The 18,347-nt window shown below is 30.3% G+C and carries 15 protein-coding genes; 6 read left to right on the top strand and 9 right to left on the bottom strand.

The features are described 5' to 3' along the window. Positions 1-298 precede the first annotated feature (298 nt). Positions 299-655 (bottom strand): hypothetical protein, encoded by a 357-nt coding sequence (locus Q1A01_RS05980; protein WP_299677459.1) that lies wholly within the window; start codon positions 653-655, stop codon positions 299-301. Between the two features lie 214 nt (positions 656-869). Between Q1A01_RS05980 and Q1A01_RS05975 the strand changes: the two genes are divergently transcribed. Beyond that, on the top strand, positions 870-1,760 hold the full coding sequence (locus tag Q1A01_RS05975) for a winged helix-turn-helix domain-containing protein (RefSeq protein ID WP_299677456.1): 891 nt from the start codon (positions 870-872) through the stop codon (positions 1,758-1,760). Positions 1,761-1,840: 80 nt separating this feature from the next. Here Q1A01_RS05975 and Q1A01_RS05970 read toward each other — a convergent pair whose 3' ends face one another. After that, positions 1,841-2,407: a YceI family protein gene (locus tag Q1A01_RS05970; protein WP_299677453.1), complete on the bottom strand. Its 567-nt coding sequence runs from the start codon at positions 2,405-2,407 to the stop codon at positions 1,841-1,843. A 183-nt stretch (positions 2,408-2,590) separates the two neighbouring features. Continuing rightward, positions 2,591-3,703, bottom strand: coding sequence for an acyltransferase family protein (locus tag Q1A01_RS05965; protein ID WP_299677450.1), 1,113 nt, complete (start codon positions 3,701-3,703; stop codon positions 2,591-2,593). Between the two features lie 372 nt (positions 3,704-4,075). On the opposite strand from Q1A01_RS05965, the gene Q1A01_RS05960 reads away from it, so the two are divergent. Further along, the gene (locus Q1A01_RS05960; RefSeq protein ID WP_299677447.1) at positions 4,076-5,548 is read left to right on the top strand and encodes a hypothetical protein; all 1,473 of its coding nucleotides are present in this window, start codon (positions 4,076-4,078) and stop codon (positions 5,546-5,548) included. Between the two features lie 73 nt (positions 5,549-5,621). On the opposite strand, the gene Q1A01_RS05955 is transcribed toward Q1A01_RS05960, so the two are convergent. The 3 genes from Q1A01_RS05955 to Q1A01_RS05945 all read right to left on the bottom strand — a co-directional run bounded on the left by Q1A01_RS05955 (position 5,622) and on the right by Q1A01_RS05945 (position 8,407). Then, a complete protein-coding gene (locus tag Q1A01_RS05955; RefSeq protein WP_299677444.1) occupies positions 5,622-6,140 on the bottom strand; it encodes a DUF4494 domain-containing protein in 519 nt (172 codons plus the stop codon). Positions 6,141-6,333: 193 nt separating this feature from the next. Further along, a complete protein-coding gene (locus tag Q1A01_RS05950; RefSeq protein ID WP_299677441.1) occupies positions 6,334-7,449 on the bottom strand; it encodes an ABC transporter permease in 1,116 nt (371 codons plus the stop codon). 37 nt (positions 7,450-7,486) lie between these two features. Next, positions 7,487-8,407 carry an ABC transporter ATP-binding protein gene (locus Q1A01_RS05945; RefSeq protein WP_299677438.1) on the bottom strand — a complete coding sequence of 307 codons (921 nt, stop codon included), beginning with the start codon at positions 8,405-8,407 and terminating at the stop codon, positions 7,487-7,489. A gap of 108 nt (positions 8,408-8,515) precedes the next feature. Between Q1A01_RS05945 and Q1A01_RS05940 the strand changes: the two genes are divergently transcribed. The 3 genes from Q1A01_RS05940 (at position 8,516) to Q1A01_RS05930 (ending at position 9,569) form a co-directional block, all read left to right on the top strand. After that, positions 8,516-8,704, top strand: a complete 189-nt coding sequence (locus Q1A01_RS05940; protein ID WP_299677435.1) for a hypothetical protein — start codon at positions 8,516-8,518, stop codon at positions 8,702-8,704. Then, the gene (locus Q1A01_RS05935) at positions 8,685-9,173 is read left to right on the top strand and encodes an alpha/beta hydrolase-fold protein (RefSeq protein WP_299677432.1); all 489 of its coding nucleotides are present in this window, start codon (positions 8,685-8,687) and stop codon (positions 9,171-9,173) included. Before Q1A01_RS05940 ends, Q1A01_RS05935 begins: the two co-directional genes overlap by 20 nt. Positions 9,174-9,377: 204 nt before the next feature. Beyond that, on the top strand, positions 9,378-9,569 hold the full coding sequence (locus Q1A01_RS05930) for a hypothetical protein (RefSeq protein ID WP_299677429.1): 192 nt from the start codon (positions 9,378-9,380) through the stop codon (positions 9,567-9,569). Between the two features lie 65 nt (positions 9,570-9,634). Here Q1A01_RS05930 and Q1A01_RS05925 read toward each other — a convergent pair whose 3' ends face one another. From Q1A01_RS05925 to Q1A01_RS05915, 3 genes are all read right to left on the bottom strand, one after another. Next, on the bottom strand, positions 9,635-10,294 hold the full coding sequence (locus Q1A01_RS05925; RefSeq protein ID WP_299677426.1) for a DUF4386 family protein: 660 nt from the start codon (positions 10,292-10,294) through the stop codon (positions 9,635-9,637). Positions 10,295-10,533: 239 nt separating this feature from the next. Further along, positions 10,534-11,433, bottom strand: a complete 900-nt coding sequence (locus Q1A01_RS05920; RefSeq protein ID WP_299677423.1) for a DMT family transporter — start codon at positions 11,431-11,433, stop codon at positions 10,534-10,536. Positions 11,434-11,547: 114 nt separating this feature from the next. Continuing rightward, a complete protein-coding gene (locus Q1A01_RS05915; RefSeq protein ID WP_299677420.1) occupies positions 11,548-12,240 on the bottom strand; it encodes a hypothetical protein in 693 nt (230 codons plus the stop codon). 847 nt (positions 12,241-13,087) lie between these two features. Here Q1A01_RS05915 and Q1A01_RS05910 point away from each other — a divergent pair. Beyond that, positions 13,088-17,461 (top strand): hypothetical protein, encoded by a 4,374-nt coding sequence (locus Q1A01_RS05910; RefSeq protein ID WP_299677417.1) that lies wholly within the window; start codon positions 13,088-13,090, stop codon positions 17,459-17,461. Positions 17,462-18,347 lie beyond the last annotated feature (886 nt).

Below are 18,347 nucleotides of genomic sequence, written 5' to 3'. Positions count from 1 at the left end.
CTATGCATTATAATAGTCAATAACTAACCATAGCATAATAAGTTCAGGTGTCATATATAGTTTATATGGAAATAAATATTATATGTACATTTACCCTGTCCTCTTAATTTTGATTCATATTTTGATTAGTAACTAAATAAGATATCTAAAACGGGGGTAAGCAAAGTCTTTAAATAGGCTTTGCTTTTTTATTGACACTATCAAAAGGTTTCATACGCTACGGTAGTTTATTAAAAAGAAAAACTGGCTAAAGCGCTATACTTTAACCAGTTTTGTAATTGCTACATATTGGTACTCATCAAGATGTAGCGACTTCTGGTTTATGCAAACTCACGACAATAAGTACAGCTGCCCCATTAATTAAATAGTAGTACATATCTATTCCTTCGAATGATAAAACGAAAGGAGCTAGAAGAAATACTACTGCCACTGCAAAATCTACAATCAAGTGCATCTTATACGATACTACTTTAAACGCTCCCAAATGGTGGTCTGTTAATAAGGTTAAAATGAATGCTGCAATTCCGGTTGCTACAGAAAGTTGAAGGGCTAAAGGATTAGAACTACCTAAACTCAATAAAAATGGTAATACTATTAATGCAATAGCCACTGGATAATCTAAAAATGCGTGTATTCTTTTGGTTACAAATTTCATGTCTTTTTTTGTTTTTTTATTAATAATAATTTGAGTACTTAATAATACAATGCAAAGATGCGAGCATAGGTTATATCTACTAGCACAAAAAAATCTCTATAAATTGTACTTTTTGAAATCAGTCATTTTTTGAAAATAAAAAGTGTCAAAAAAGTGTAAAAGAAATGTCAATCACTATATAAAGTCAAGAATTTACAAGTTATTTGCAGCTATTATGACAAGAAGAAAATATGTATGTCTCGGGATTGCTTTTGCTATACTAATTAGTATACTTTGGCTTTTTTTTACTCCAGATACTAAAGAAGTACATTTCTCTGAACGCGTAAAAATATCTTTGCGAGATGTTGGTAATCAATTATTATTAGAAAATCAAGATACGGTATCTTTAGTGCTTCCTGTGATTGAAATTAATGAGCTAAATTATGAATTGTCATTTGAGCGTCCTTTATCCATAACTCCAAATAACATTGTGTCCATTGTAAAGGAATCATTTCACAGAGCGGCATTACCTGGGCAATATCTTATAGAAGTGATTCAGTGCAAAGATCAAGAAGTTGCTTATAGTTATTCTATTTTAAATGATATAGAGAGAGATATTATACCATGTAGCAATAGAGTATTACCAGAGAATTGTTTTACAATCAAAGCACAGTTTATACAAGGCCCACCTCCGATGTTAAATAAACAGCAGGTTTTGCTATTATTATGCATACTCTTTGTACTTTTTATAGGACTTGCTTATTGGGATCGTTTATATACACGCTTTCGCGAAAGCGTACCTAACCAACATCATACCAGTAATAATACACATACTGCTATTGGGATTTTTAAATTCTATCCAGAACAAAATAAATTAGTGAAAGAAGCTATAGAGATTGGACTCTCAAAGAAAGAATGCGAATTGCTAGCCATTTTTGTTTCCCAACCGAATCAAGTTGTTAAACGAGATGAACTTACCAAGAGAGTTTGGGAGGATAATGGCGTTATTGTAGGAAGAAGCTTAGATACGTATATTTCAAAACTTCGTAAAAAACTTAAAGACGATACCTCTATTAAAATTACCAATGTACATGGAGTGGGGTATAAACTAGAGATGAATGAATGATGATTTCTTTCTTTGATTTTTAACGTTAAAGAAAGAAATCATTCAATAAACTCTAAATGACAACAGCTTCTATGAATACTTTAAAAATATAACTCTGCCTTAAATTCAACAGCGTCAGAGATTGCTTTATCCTTTGCTTTGTTATTATAGGTAATTCCCCATCGTGTACGATCTATTTTAAAATGGGCTTTCATCGTATTTTTAATACCGTCTATATCTGCATAAAACTTGATATTTTGTGTAATCCCTTTAATAGTGAGATCCGCAAATATTTCATGCGTATTGGTATTTGGGAAATACTCAACAGAAGTCAAAACAAGCTTGGCTACAGGAAATTTGTAGACATCAAAAAAATCGGAATCTTTTAGATGCTCAATAGGACCTTTATGATCACTATTGGGCACATTATCTATAGATAGCATATCTATCACAAAAGAACCTCCCGTAATTTGATCGCCCTTTGTAGTGAGTTCGCCTCGTTTAAAATAAACTACACCATTGTGTTCGCTTATATTAAAGGTATAAGAACCTTTCCAGTGAAGAACACTTTTTTGATGATCTAAGGGATGGGTTACAGAAATGTTTTGTACTTGACTAGTAACTACAGTACTAGTAAGAATCATAAGAGTGATGAATAGTTTTTGCATAATGTTTTAATTTTGAGGTAAAACTAAACCCAGTCATTTACAAAAATGTCAAAAGGATGCAAAAGAAGTGTCAACAGATGTAAAAGTTATCTCAATAAAAATGGAAAATGACAAAATACATCGGAAATACTGTATAAGTTATAATCAATCTCTCAAGTTAGATTTCGCGAAAGCATATCACCGCTACTTTTTTTTCATTCCAAACAGAAAACGCATGATCTTAAAAGGATATACAATATATCTATATATACAAACAATCATCAAAAAAGAACTCAGCGCAAGTATTAAAAGCTTTACAGGAATACTCCAAGACTGTTGTATCACATAATACCCAATCACAATAAGCACGGTCTGATGCAGTATATAAAAAGGATAGATCGCTTCATTACATTTTGTAAGTAAGGTACTAGGTTTTGACAACCATAATTGACCATAACCTAATAACGTACAAATAACCGTCCAACTTACCAAAGCACTAACGCCATACCAAATACGCCATCGTGTAGAGACTTCCCAATACGAACTGGCTATATCATTTGGCATAAAATAATACGCATAAAACACTAGGGTTGCCATAACGGTTAATAAAAGATTTGTTTTTCGATACTTCTTTAATGATTCCCAAACAGCAGGAGTGCCAGCAAGTATAATACCCACTATAAAGAAATAACCATAAAATAGGGTAGTGGATAAATTGGTTATATCAGAACTATCATCGGGATAGTATTTTTTGGACACAATTTTTATGATCATAAGTGGGAGTACCAACAAAAACATTCCTAGTGGTTTGGAAGTAAAAACAGTAATTATATTTTTAAATCGTATCGCATATTTAGATCTTATAAACAAAATAAGAGGAATACTTGCTACTGATAAGTAAAATAGGTTTTCAATAAACCAAAGGTGATTTACTTCTATATGATCTAAAATTCCTTTGTAAAAAGTACTATAGGATGCGTAAGTGTTTATCTGCTCTATATATGTTTGTGGTGGTACAATTATAAATACACCAAAAATCAACGGAATCAGTAAACGCAAAGCACGTTCTTTTATAAATTGTAACCAACTTCGTTTTGAAAATGCAAATACAGTTCCTACACCAGAAATAATAAATAATAAAGGAAGTCTAAATTGTTCAAAAAAGACCATACTATCATCGAGTAATTTACTAGATGTTCCATTCATAATATGAAAATCATCACCATTAAAAGGCATACCTATATGGTGTAAAAAAACTAGAAAGATAGAGATGACTCGCCACCAATCTAAGTCATAACGTCGTTGTGTTTTTTTCATACTATATATTTAATTGATAGGGTAAAACTATATCATTTTTGAAGGTATACCTAGCAATTGCAGGCAAATGACGCCTGAATGTCGGGGTGTCAAAAAAGGATTTTGTACTAGGAGATACATTGATTTCAAATAAAGATTTTATACTCTTAGTAATCTTGTTGTATACGTTTTCGCAAAACCGAACTTGTAAGGTTCTAGACCAACCGGAGAGCAAAACGATAAAACCATACTGATTTCAATATGATTTCTTTTGTTTTCAAAGAACAACACTTTTCACCCTATAAACAACCGATTTAGAGCTTGTTTTAACATTGACAATGCACTTCTAAAATTCTATGTTTGAAGGAATCATAATTCATCAATAATAAACATATGAGATTTTTAGAAATTATACTATTGCTTATAGTCACTATTTTGCCTTTTGTAAAACGACCACTTCTTAAAAAGATTCATAAGAGACCCCTTTATATAGCAATCATAAGCCTCTTGGGGTTTCATTTCATCATAGAAGGCTGGCGATGGCAAATGATTCCTGGGTATATTTTGTTATGTATATTACTTTGGAGAATTTATGCAGTAAAAGGAATACTGCCTATAAAACTTACTTTCATAAGAGTTTTGGGGTATGTCATGCTCATCATGGTTTTATTTCCAAGTTGGATAATCCCTCATGTACTTCCAGTATTTTCAATACCTAAACCTACAGGTGTTTATCAAGTAGGAACACACTCCATACATCTAAAAACTGCTATGGATGAACCTATTACAAAAGACCTTTCTGATAAGAGAGAATTGATGGTCAAAGTTTGGTATCCTTCAAATACTATCGCTTTCGCGAAAGAAGATCCATATTTAGATAAAACTAATAGAACTAGTTTTATACAGAAATATGGAGGTGGCCTATTACCTCCTGCGTCTATGGATTATTTAGATCAAGTAAAAACGCATGTATATCAGGAAGCACCTATAGTAGAAGATACGTTTCCTGTTCTTCTTTTTTCTCATGGGTATGGATCTAATGCATCTGGCTATTATGCGTTACTTACCGAAATTGCGAGTCACGGGTATATTATTATTAATATGAATCACACCTATGAAAGTTTAGGCGCTATGTTTCCTGACGGTTCTGAGAAGCTTTTTGATTATGAATTTCAAACCGTAGATGGTGCAGATGCTATGCAACACATCACACCCATAAAGCAAGCCTTTGAAAATGAGTATTCATATGATGAGCGACATGCTATAATTAGAAAAGCCTCCAAAGAGTATAATGTATCTAACATGGTAAAAAGATGGACAAAGGATATGATATATACCTTAGATCAATTAGACAATTGGAATAAAAATGGATTTCTAAAAAACAGATTAGACCTCAGTAAAATTGGTGTATTTGGACATTCTAGGGGAGGGGGTGCAGCAGGGCAACTCACCATAAAAGATAACCGAATAAAAGCCGCTGTAAATATAGATGGGATACAGTGGGGAGAAATGATGGATACGATCTACCACAAACCCTTTTTATACATAGCTTCTGATTGGCCAGCAGCTCATCATGATATTAATGCACATACTTATAAGCATAAAAGTACCGACTACTTTTATGAGAGCAAACTATTGACCGCGGCACATCCAAACTTTATGGATATTCCTTTGATGGTACCTGTAAAAAGCCTAGCACAAACAGGTACTATTGATGCAAGAGAAGGCATTAAAATAACTAATGAACTTATTTGCTCATTTTTTGATAAGCACTTAAAAAAAGAGGAGAACTCAGATCCTAAAAAAATAGCAGCTAGTTATGATTTGTTAGAGATGACAATATATAAGAATGGAAAGAAGCTCTAAAATTATCTCATAAAAAAGAGGCAATACACATAGGTATATTGCCTCTTTTATATATGCGATATAATAAATACGTTTATTCCTCTTCGTCAGTGACAGGTACTGAATTTTTTAACGCTGTAAACTTCTCTAGACGTTCCAACTCGCTTTCTTCTCCAGAAAAGTAAGGAAATACATCCATCACAGGAGACTCTGCAATCGCAGGTATTGTATATTCTCCCATAGTATCTTTCATGACACTTGTGGTATTCTCAAAAGCTTCCTTTACATCATTTGCCTGTACCAATAGATATTGATTTGTTTTACGCTCTTTACCACTTTCTTCATCAAAAGCAATTAAAGAAACCTTAGATTTAAACCATCTATCCGAATTTTCAAACGGGTGTATTTCTGCATAATTAGCTACTTTAATATTGGTGATATTAATTTCGTCACTATCACTTAAATACACAGACATTTCCTGAGTAATTCTACTCTCAGCTTCTGTATAAGAAATCGCATCTACTAAGAAAGGTTCTGTCTTTACCTTTTGCATCCCTGATGCTTCATCCATTTTTCTATATTTTACTTTGCACTCGTACCAAGTTACGCTCATAGTTATGTTGTTTTAAAGGTGCCAAATATAAGATTTCGATATAAGTGAAAAATTCAAAGTGAGAATAGATATTCACAATTTTACAGGTATATATATACTGTATTTAGCATGAGTATATTAGGATTGTTTTTGCGCTTTCGCGAAAGCGTAATTTGAATTATTAAATGAATACGAAAAGAGTAAGGAAATAAAATTAAGCTATCTCTATAATATTCTTTTTAAATAATACAGTAGAAACCAATGTCATTCCTATACCAATAGCTAATAGGATTCCCATTTTAGGAAGAATATCTATCATAGGCAATTGTCTCCAAAAAATATCAAAAAACCCTTCGATTCCCCAATAATTCACACTAATAATTGCAATATCCTGCATAAAAGCTGGCATCATACTAATAGGAATCATACTTCCTCCAATGGCTGACATTAAAATGATAATAATAGTACTCATTCCCTGTAATTGCTGACGCGTTTTTACAGTAGAAACTAAGAAAACTCCAAAACTTGAAACTGCAAAAGAGATACATAAAATCAATATGATTAATGAGGAGATATCCATAAAAATGGGTAATCCAAATGCTACCCAAGCGAATATAAACATCACTGTTAATTGTAAAATAGATACGATCATTGCAGTACCCATTTTTGCTAATAAAATATCTAATGGCTTTACAGGAGCAATTAATAAACGCTTTAAAGTTCCTGCTTCTTTTTCATCAAGCAATCCACCTCCTATAGCTGCGATACTAAATAATAACATCATAATAGCTGTGCCACCAACAGCTTGTACCAAACCTGGATGTGCCTTGGTAAAGCTCTCTTTAATTAGAGAAGTCGTCTTAAGTTTTACTTCACTTATGGCATCTCCTTTTCCTAAATGATACTTAAAACCTTCTTTTAAAAGGGTATGAACAATTCGCATCTGTAAATCTCTAGCAGCATCGTATTTTAATTCTACAGGCAGGTCTGCCTCAATTTTGATAGCCTCAGAAAATCCGTTTTCAATAATCAAGGCTGCAACATTTTCTCCTTTTCTAACAAGATTCAGTGCATTCTCTTCCTCTGAAGGAATTAAACGAATGGTTGGAAGACTATTCAATTTTGCAATCAACTCTTGGGAAGTTACTGTAGTATCTTTATCTACTACCAAAACGCCTAAAGGTTTGGGAGCACTTTTCTTTTTTGCGACACCTCCAAATGCAAATGCAAATAGCGTAATCATGATAATAGGCAATAAAAAGGTAACAAGAATTCCTTTTTTATCTGAGAAGTACAATCTCAGGTCTTTTTTTAATATAGTAAATATCATACTAGTTGATTTTATAAATGAAACGCTATGAGGTTTATTAATCTCTTAATTGTTTTCCTGTTAGACTTAAAAAGATAGCTTCTAAGTTTACTTTATTCAGCTGTATATCTTTGATATTTAACTGTAATTCATTACAAACTGTGATAATTTTAGAAAGTTCTTTTACGGTACTTTGTACTATCAGTTTACTTTTATTTTGTGTCATGATATAAGGAAGTCGTTCCCTTAATTGATTTACATTACTTTCGGATAGGAAACTAAATTCAAATTGAATGCTTTCTTTCGTAGGGACTAATTCTTTTAGTTGTGCTTGTGTACCTTGCGCAATAATTTTACCTGAGTCTATAATAGCAATACGATCACACAAACGTTCTACTTCTTCCATATAATGTGTGGTATACACAATGGTCATTCCTTGTTTATTCAAGGTTTCGATAACTTCAAAAATATGATTTCTACTTTGTGGATCGATACCCACTGTAGGCTCATCCATAAACAATACTTTAGGCTGATGTAACAGTGCAGCGGCTATATTGATTCTTCGTTTCATTCCTCCAGAATAGGTTTTGATTAAATCGTTTTTACGATCTAATAATCCAATCAGTTCTAATGTTGTATGAATTCGATCTTTTAACTCTTTAGAAGGAATTCCATATAAATTGCCCCAAAATAATAAGTTTTTATAGGCAGAAAGATCTTCGTATAAAGATATTTCTTGAGGAACAACACCTATCAAGTGTTTACATTCTTTTGAGTGACCTTTAATCGTATTACCGTCCATTTGAATAGTACCTTCATCACTTTTTAATATAGCACTCATCATATTGAGGGTAGTAGATTTTCCTGCGCCATTAGGCCCTAACAGTCCAAAGATTTCTCCTTTTTTAATGGTAAAACTAATATCATCTACCGCTTTTATAGCTTGAAAGGATTTAGATAAATTTTGTACTTGAATCATAAATAACCGTTTTCAGTTATTCAAATGTCATGAAAACAGTATTGTTTAAAGAAATGATTGTACTGAACTGCGCTTTTTTATGGATGAATTGTGTATTAAATTAAATTGGTGCGTTTAAGTTCGCATGTAGAGATATTATCAGGAACTGCTGAATATATACTAGAAGAAGCTATTTTGGTTGGAATCTCTTGGCAAAAGGATATAGACGAAGAATTTAAGAAAGCAGGAAGATTTCACATAAGTAGATATAGAGATTACTCAGTTAGTAAGTCTAGTAATGCTGAGCATCAAAGCTAAATATCAATTTGGGCAAGCCAGTAATCATCTAGATTTCATTCGCAATGATGTGATAGCATATGTAGAGAGCCATTATCGAACCGATCCAAATAATCGTACGTATTTTGGGTATTCACTAGGAGGTGTGTTTGGCGCATATGTGTTGTTAACCCAACCAGAGACTTTTAAAAACTACATTCTTGGTAGTGCTGCACTTAATGGTGATATTCCTTATTTTACAGAACTAGCATCTAAAACAGCACAAAAAAACAGTCATCTGAATGCAAATGTCTTTATTTCTTATGGAAACTTAGAAGTAGAGGCAAGTGAGCATATAGAAAAATTTATTACGCTATTAAAAAATAAGAATGATAAGACGTTATCAGTACTCCCTATAATCATTGAAGGAAATCATCAGACAGCATTTCCAAGGACTGGAGTACGTAGTGTGGCTTGGTTAGCGAATTTGATTAAAAACAATGAGCAGTAAAAAAACATTTAATTATACGCTTTCGCGAAAGCGTAATTAGAAACAATCACACTCATTAATACACTTGAACCGTACTAAATTCACTAACGGAATACCAAATTCATGAAACTTAAGATAGACTAAGGAAAGCCTTGTCGGAGTTTACGGACCCCCTTGATAAGAGCCACTACTTTTAATTCATATTAATCACATAAATAGCTTATTATGAAATCAAATCTTTTAAAACTTAAGAAATTCCAAATTAATGATGCTACATTATTAAAGAGTGTAGGAGGGGCACGTACTGAGTATCAAAACTGTATTATTAGGGCTATCATGGCCGATTCAGAATATGATGATAATCAAAACGAGTGGCAAGACATCTGTTCAAATATGTATGGAAGCCCAACAGACTAAGGAATAACAATCACATGTCACCATGGACTTTATTAAAGTCCATGGTTTTTTTTAAGCATTACTCCTTAGTTTTTTACAGGAACTTCAGGTTTACGAATCATAACCGCACCAATCCATACAAACCAAATGATTTGAGTACTCCCAAAAATCTCTGTAAAAATATCTAATGGATATACGGTTAAGATTCCTGCTATTCCTACAAGCATTCCTAGAAAAATAAGAGGTTTTGAAAACAGTTTTTCTTGTAACGAAATACAACTTATTAATAATACCCAAAGCCCGCCTACAATTTCGTTTCCACCTCCAAGACCTTCAGTAACAATACTTACACTAGACCAAATTTGCATTGCTTCTTCAGGATCAGCACTTCCAATAATAGTATGAAGACCGATGTTACTAATCATACCACTAGCCATAACCAATCCTACCCAAATGACTCCAAAAATGAATGCCAATTTTGAAACATTGGGAGCATTCTTTTTGAGGCGTTCATGTATTGCTACTACTACAACTGCTAATAAAATACCAAACAGTACATAACTTGTAAAGTTTAGTATAGATAATGTCATATAATTATTGGACAGGAAATTAAATTCTTCAGCGGCAGTTGCGCCTGTTCCTGGATATACAAACACGCCTCCATAAATAATGAAAGCTACAATATAGATGAGTCCTTCAAGGATTGCACAAATTCCGCCTATTTTCTGTATACTTTTAATTTCCATATTTATACTTTAAAATGAAGACGTTAAAAACCCAATCTTGTTACTTTAGTTCTACTTAAAACAACAAATAAAAGGGCTTTAAAGAATTAGTAACCGAAGATGAGAAGATGGAATGATTATGAACTAGCCTCCCTACAGACTGGTCTCATGAGTTCGCTTTCGCGAAATCGAGCTTGCGAGATTCACGACCAACGGGAGAATGAAATGATAAAGCGTACCAAGACACAAATCCAATATATTTATGAGTACAGTATCAAAAATACTCCTATCATAATACCTGCGAGTGGCACTAGTTTTTTTCGCTTATTTTTTTCTTTAAAAAGTAAACCACCTACAACCACAGCAATTAAAATCTGACTGCGCTTAATTGCAGATAGTAGCATTATAAGTGCTTCAGGATCTTGTAAAGCTTTAAAGTAAAAATAATCTGCGGCCTGTAATAAGACCCCTACAGCAATAATAGACCAACGAAATGTAAACGCTGATCGTTTATGGGGATACGGAAACCAAGTAAAGGTTAAGATGATTAATAAGATAAGAATCGTATATAGACAAAACCAAAATTGTAACGTTTGCGGATTTAATGCTAAACTCTGAATTAAAAACTTATCATACAAACCGCTAGAAGCTCCTAAAAATGTAGCCCCTATAATTGCAAATATCCATTTGTTACGTTTAAAATGAATGCCTTCTTTTTTTCCAATTCTAGAATATAATAGTACTGAAAGTATAATTAAGAAAAAACCAATCCATTGGTATCCGTTAGGACTTTCTTTATAAATAACGATAGCCCCAATAAACGTAAAAAAAGGACCTGCTGAGCGAATAGGAGTTACGATCGTAATAGGTAAATGTTTTAAAGCTTGATATGCAAGTATCCAAGAACTTGCCATTATCACAGATTTTATAAAAATAAAACCGTGCGTTTGTAAAGAAATTTCTTGAAAATCATAACCGTTAGCTACCGCATAGTTCGGATAAAACAATGATATGACATAAAAAACAGCTATAAATAAAAAACCACTAGAAACGGTTCCTAAAAGCACAGGAAACACTTCATTTCCTTGTACTGCATACTTCTTACATAAGTTATGTAACCCTAAGAAAAGTGCCGCTAATAAGCCCAAATACATCCACATGGCGCGAATATAGTTTTTTAGGCTATTTTGAAATAAAAATTAGCGTTTGTTTTTTAGAAATCTATTTACACTGCATCCCAAAATGATACAGATATAAAAACAGCTAAGGAACAGTTATCGCGTTATATATTGTAACGCTTTAATTAAATCTTCTTCTTTCTTTAGTGATAACTTACTTTTTTGAATATAATCAGAAATAGTTTGTTGTTCCAAGTTGTCAGATTGAAAGAGTTTAGAAAATGCTTTTTTTGAAAGTTTCATTTTCGTTAAATTCTTATCACGATATAGAAAATATCTTTCATTCTTAATATACTTATTAGAACTTCTATTAAGCATTGGATTTACAGCACCTTCAGAAAAAATTACATGATAATATTTATATACCGAAAAGGAATCTTTAAAAACCAATTGGAAAATTTTTAATTCATCATCAATTTCAAAAACTCGAAAGACTTTATTATTGATGACTATTTTCATTAAGTTTTTAGTATCAAATGTATATACCGAACTTTCATCATAAATAGCTTCCAATTTATTATCAAATAGATTTATATTAATCTTCTTGATCTTAAAACTTCCGTGGTCCTTTGTATAAATCACACCTTCTGTATCCCAATCTTCAAAAAAATATGCAGAGCCATCTGTCCTAAAATTTGGATTCACAAACCCTAATCCTAAATCAAAAGAATTATGTGTGCCAAATCCTTGTCGAATATTATTTCTTGGGTTTTTCTCGGTAGTACTTTCTTGAGCTAATGTTGTAAAAACGGATATAAGAGCTATTACTAAAATGACTGTTTTTTTCATGCTGTTTTTAAAATAAATAGTATCTAAACGTTGAAACGTTGTTATAGGTTCTAAATATATCCAAATATCTATATATCAGAAAAATAATTGTGTACTATTTTCATGAATCTTGAAGTATTTATGCTACTTGATTTAGTACTAGTACTATTATTAGGTAATAACTATTCATCCTCAAATACGAGAATTTTGAATAACTCTAAAAGGTTAGCTTTTTTATGGCGATGGCTATGCGGTTGGGAATTGTGTTTTAGAAAATTAATGCGATAGCATAATTATTTTAAAAAAGCAATCGAGCGCATAGGCAGCGGCAATTTTACATAACGGCTAATTATAGATACATAATGTTTTAAAAAACTCTGCGAAGCAAACCGCTTATTAGTTTAATGACCCAAGTTCCAATTATTCTTATGAAAACGAATTCTTCTGGGATATTTTACATAATATTACATTATAGCTAGCATTTTTTTTTATAAATGAATGTGTAGTACTAAACATCGTAATTTCTCCAACGCGCCATCTTTGTTATAAATAGCTTCATCCACAGGATAAACCTATTTATAAAAATGTACTATAATGTTCTGCGTTATGTAACTTGAGCTTTGGTTAAAAGCGAAAGTTATTACTACAGTTTCTTTAAAAAATTTATTCTAAAAAGTTTCTTCTACAATGTTAATGGAACACTCTTTTTACGAAGCAACGATAGGAGAGAAGTGGAATGTGTGTGAAATGGATTTATTAATTCTCATTTTTTTAATTACGGTATTCCCTAAATAAATAATTACTGAAAATACTTACCTTGTAATTATTAAAAGATTATCTATTTAGTCGCTTAATTTACTTTATAAACATGCAAGAATTACCTATTTCGGATAGAATTATGTCAATTTTACTGAATGATTATTCTAACCCATTTTCAGAAAGCTTTAATTTAAAAAAAATAGCAGAAGAATTTGGTGATGAAGTAACAGATAAAGAGGAGGAAATTTTAAAATTTATAGCAATATGTAATCAATATAATGTTCAAGTTAAAAAGAATATTATTGATTCTTTTACCCGATTAAATCTAACGAAAATTGAAACAATAGACTTCTTGCATAGAGCTATTAATAAGCATTTTATAGACATTAAACCTAAAGTTTTATCTCAATATATTAACGAAAATGACGATTCTAGTATCGGGAATATTGAATTTTCAAAATTCAAACAAGAAAATGGAAGTGAAATAAATGTTCAACAAATTATAGAGATAGGAGGAGATATTCTCAGTTTCTTAATTTCTTTAATAAATGAATGGAAGTTTTCTAAAATTTTATTTTTTCCATCTATTAATCTAGATGATGAAGAACTTTGGAAATATTTTACATACATATGGTATAATACAAATATCTTATTAAACATTAAATCGTCATATGAAGTTTTAATTTTTGAAAATGGTGATATTGAATCAAATCCAAGTTTTGATGAATTTAAAATTACTACTAATCTTAAATGGATCAAACTACTAACGCAAACAGCCGATATTAGAACACACAGTAATCTAAGTGAAACTTTATATTATTTAAGTGGTTTTTACAAAGAAGTATATAAAGAAAAGCTTGGAGCTGAATATTTAATAGTTGAAAATGGTTTTTTGAATATTACTAAAGGTGTCGTAAAAGAGACTGGAATAAAATTATTTGCTGATGCAAATATATTTGTACGATTTTATCATTTTGAAAGAGAAAAAATAAAACACTTTAACAATCTAACTTTAATGGATATAAATGAAGTCCTAATTTTAATAGTAGGCTTTATAAATTTAATATCTGAAAAATTAAGCAAAACAGGAAATGGTTTATTATCTATTTATGATACTCCTTCTAGAATTAATAAAAAAGAATTAATTAAATTTTTGATTGAATGCACGGATTATGAAAGAAAAACTTTAGAAAGAATAGTTTCAGCAATTTCTTCTTCTGCCAAAAAACCTTATTTATGGAGAAAACCCTTTTATGAAATTGATAATAACTTATATTTTTGTTTAGTAACATTAAATGCTCCAAATTATTCGTTATTAGTTGAAGAATTGATTTATGATGCTGGTTATTCAACTAATGATAGCGAAAATTTACTTAAAACATTTATTGAGAAAGAGTTATCCACAGAAAGAATTAAATATTCTTTTAGCCAAATTGATTTAAACAAAATTGTAAGTGATTCAATTGACCTATCTAATAATTTGCTTTATGAATTAAATGATTATTATATTCTAATAGAACCGATATGCTACAACCATCCAATAGAACCAAAGGAAATCGATGATGTAGTAAAAATAATTGGTAATAGGACTTATGATGTAGCTGATAAAGTAACATTTCTTGATTCTAAGTTAAATGAGAAAGGAATAATTCCACTGATTGTATCAAATCATAATGCTCTTAGTTCTCTACATATTAATAATATACCAGTTTTTGATTTTCAATTATTCAAAAATTATTTTTTTACAGGGGAATTTAGAAACGTTCAAGTAGCATTCAAAAAAGATAAAAAGATAGAAAAAGAAATATCTAAAATTGAATACTATAAAGACGAAAAAGAATTTAATAATAATTTCATTAATTTCTTATCATCTCCAATACCAATTGTATCTATTTTTCAAAAAATGGTATGGAAAGAGATACAAGTCACTCCTGATGACATTAATATAAAAATAACTGTAGATACCATTGACCAAATTGAGAATAGTGATGATATATATAACAGATTAAAAGTCCTAGATAATGCTCTAAATAATAAATTTTATTACGATCATGATAAAAGAAAAAATGAGCTTTATGATAATTCTATCTCATATTCATTGAGTAATATCCTTTTGTCCATAGCTTATGGAGATTACGAATTATCAAAATCAAAAATCGAATTATATAGAATTATTAAAAAATCAAAACTCGAAGGTTTTAGTCATATGATTTATGCCTTAACCAATGCATTTTCAAACGTCTCCTACACAAAAGTTAAGAAGGATAAATCATTCAAATTTGTCGATTTTGAGTTTGATGAAATTTTCCCATTATTAGACAAAATATTTAAAGGAAGGCATAATGAAATTCGATTATTTGATTTTAAAATAGACGAAAATCTTTTTACCAAAACTGAAGAAAAAAAACTTATATCATCAGCATTGAGTGTTTTATCTGTTCTTGGTCCAAAAAGTTTAGAGGATGGTGATTTTGAAAGTATGTTTATGCAATTAGCTATTATCAAAGCTTTTAAGGGAAAATATGGATTAGATAATGAATTCTTTGCAGTATGCAATAATATGGTAGATTCATTAAACTTCAATGGTAAATTTCAACGAGCAAGAAACTTTAGTGAAGAAGTTTTAGTAATCTCTAAAGAAGAGAAAAAACATCATTATGGGTGGGGAATTTTATTTAAGTGCTTTACTTATCAAAAGAATAATTTTGAGGCAGTAATATATGGAGCATTATATTTTACTTCTCTTATAAGGTTTACTGATTTCAAATATTCAGTTATTACGGAATCATTATATAATGCATTAAAATTCTTTAGGGAGTTTCATTTGCCTAATATGATGGACTCAGTGAACGAGATATTAACTCAAATTAAACTAAATAAATATGACGAACAAAAGTTTAAGCTTAGTTACTATTTGGGAAGATTTCAAGCTTTAAATGATAAACCTGAGACTATTGATGAGTCATTAAATTATTTAAAAAATAATTTAACTCAAATTATTTCTTTTGAAGAAACAGGTATTTTGCCTTGGTTAAATTATTTATATAATTTAAAAAGATATAAAGACGCTGGAGTTAAAGAGTTTGATAAGCCAATTGAAGGTTTTATACAAAACCTTGAAAATGAATTAAAGACCGAAAGTTATAAATCAATTAAGCAAAGACACTTTGGAAATTTATTAGACAACAAGAAAAATATAATAAACTTACTTAATGGTGTTTTTGAAACAAATTCATCAAAAGATTTTGAATATGAAATAAAACATTTAGAACTACCAGTTAAATTATTGCTTACAGAAGCAATAAAACAAAATGATATTGAAAGCATTCTACTTTCAGGTATAGTTCTTAATGACAACACCTTGACTTATGATGAAAAATATTTTTCATCAAATACTATTGCAAGAGCAACTATAGAAGTTAACGATGATATTAAACAAAGATTAGAAAACTATTATGAGTATATTTCTAAGAATTTAAAACTTCTTGATAATCAGGTTTTCGTATGGGTTTTCTATCATAGTGAAGTATTTTACTTAATTATCATAACGAGTGAAAATATAGTAACTTTTAAAGAGATTCCCAATTGGGATTTTAGTAAAATGAGAGCTTGGATTAAGCAAAAAGAAAATTTCTTTTTTGATTCAAAAAAGTATTTTGATCTTGGTGAACAAGAAGATGATTATCAAAAAAGTTTAGAAACCCTTTCTTTTTGTGATTTAGATATTGAAGTCGATTATGATGAAATATTGTTTTCAAGTAGTATTGATTTAACCCAATTTCCATCTAACTTAATAATTAATAAAAAAGACTTCATAAGTTCTAAAGTCCCATTGACTAATGTTATATCAGCTGAATGGCTTATTAAAAATGGGAATGAATTTTATTTACAAAAAGATTTTTCCTCGACTGCTTGGATACCAATTGAAGATGGTGATATTCCAATAAATTCTAGTTTTAATAAACTAAAACCCATTTTAGATAGTAATGGTACTAAAATAATTGAGTCAAGAAACCTTAGTAAATATATTGATACAGATATAAATATTTTTCTTGCACATGGAGAAATTGGATTTAATAATTTCAAGGCAATATATACTAATCATAGTTCTGAAAGTGCAATTTTAAATGTAGATGCTTTATTTGGAAAAGGAGAAATTGCTATTCTATTTATTTGTAATTCAGGTTTAACAAACGAAGATATTTTTGCCAATAGTGTGACTTCTTTATGTTATGATATTTTAAAACTTGGTTACAAAGCAGTTATAGCACCATTCTGGAGATTAGAAATATCTATTCCATCATATTGGCTAGAAGTGTTTTTTAATGAATTTAAAAAAGGTTGCAAACTTTCTACTGCTGTTCATTTAGCAAATGCAGAATTAGCTATATATAAGGATGATATATCGAATGCATTTTTTGTTCCTGAAGGAAGATTAGCAATGCATTTATATGGTAATCCAAACTTAAAAATAAAAACATAATCATAATGCCAATCGACCTCATAAAATTTTGGCTAAAACAATAGGTGAGTGGAGCGTGTATATTTTAGGGGTCTAGTAATACAGTTACTTAAGAGTTCAATTTTAAAAAGAACTTCAAAGCAATCTTAATATGCTATAATGTTTCCTAAAATATAGCGTAACGAAGTGTAATTGTTTCCAAAAGTTTATGCAGTCTTGATTTTTTTGTTTCTTTTTTTATCAAGAAAAAAAAGATATAATGAAAACTTTACTAGTTCAAAACTTAAATTTCTATTTTACATAATGTTAATAGTTCGAATCAAAAAAAGTTTAAATAGTAACGAGAATAGAATAAGTGCTTAGAATTTTATTTTTCTTAAAATTTAAGCTCTTATGGCAAGTTTACGAGAATCACGTAGAAAAAAATATTATGCACAATTATTCAAATACGCTAAAATTTCAATAACATCTAAAAGCTAGCTTTTTTTGGCGTTGGCAAAGCGGTTGGAAATTGTGTTTAAAAATAAATGCCATATAAGGCATTTAAATTTTTAAAAAGCAATCTAGCACATTGGCATGCGGCTATTTTACATAACGGCTAATTATAGATACAAATGTTTTTAAACTCTGCGAAGCAAACCGCTTATTAGTTTAATGACCCAAGTTCCAATTATTCTTATGAAAACGAATGCTTCTGGGATATTTTACATAATACTACATTATAGCTTACAAATGGATAAACCACTCTTATTAACTAAACAATACATTTGTACTATAATGTTCTGCGTTATGTCACTTTGCTTTGGAAAAAGCTTTTTTCCAAAGCAAAGTTTCTTTATTTTTTTCTTTCTAAAAGTTTCTTCTACAACTGTAATGGAATACGCTTTGCCCGAAGCGACGATAGGAG

Source organism: uncultured Dokdonia sp., assembly GCF_947492815.1.
Classification (GTDB): domain Bacteria; phylum Bacteroidota; class Bacteroidia; order Flavobacteriales; family Flavobacteriaceae; genus Dokdonia.
This window is presented reverse-complemented; position numbering and strand designations above follow the sequence as displayed.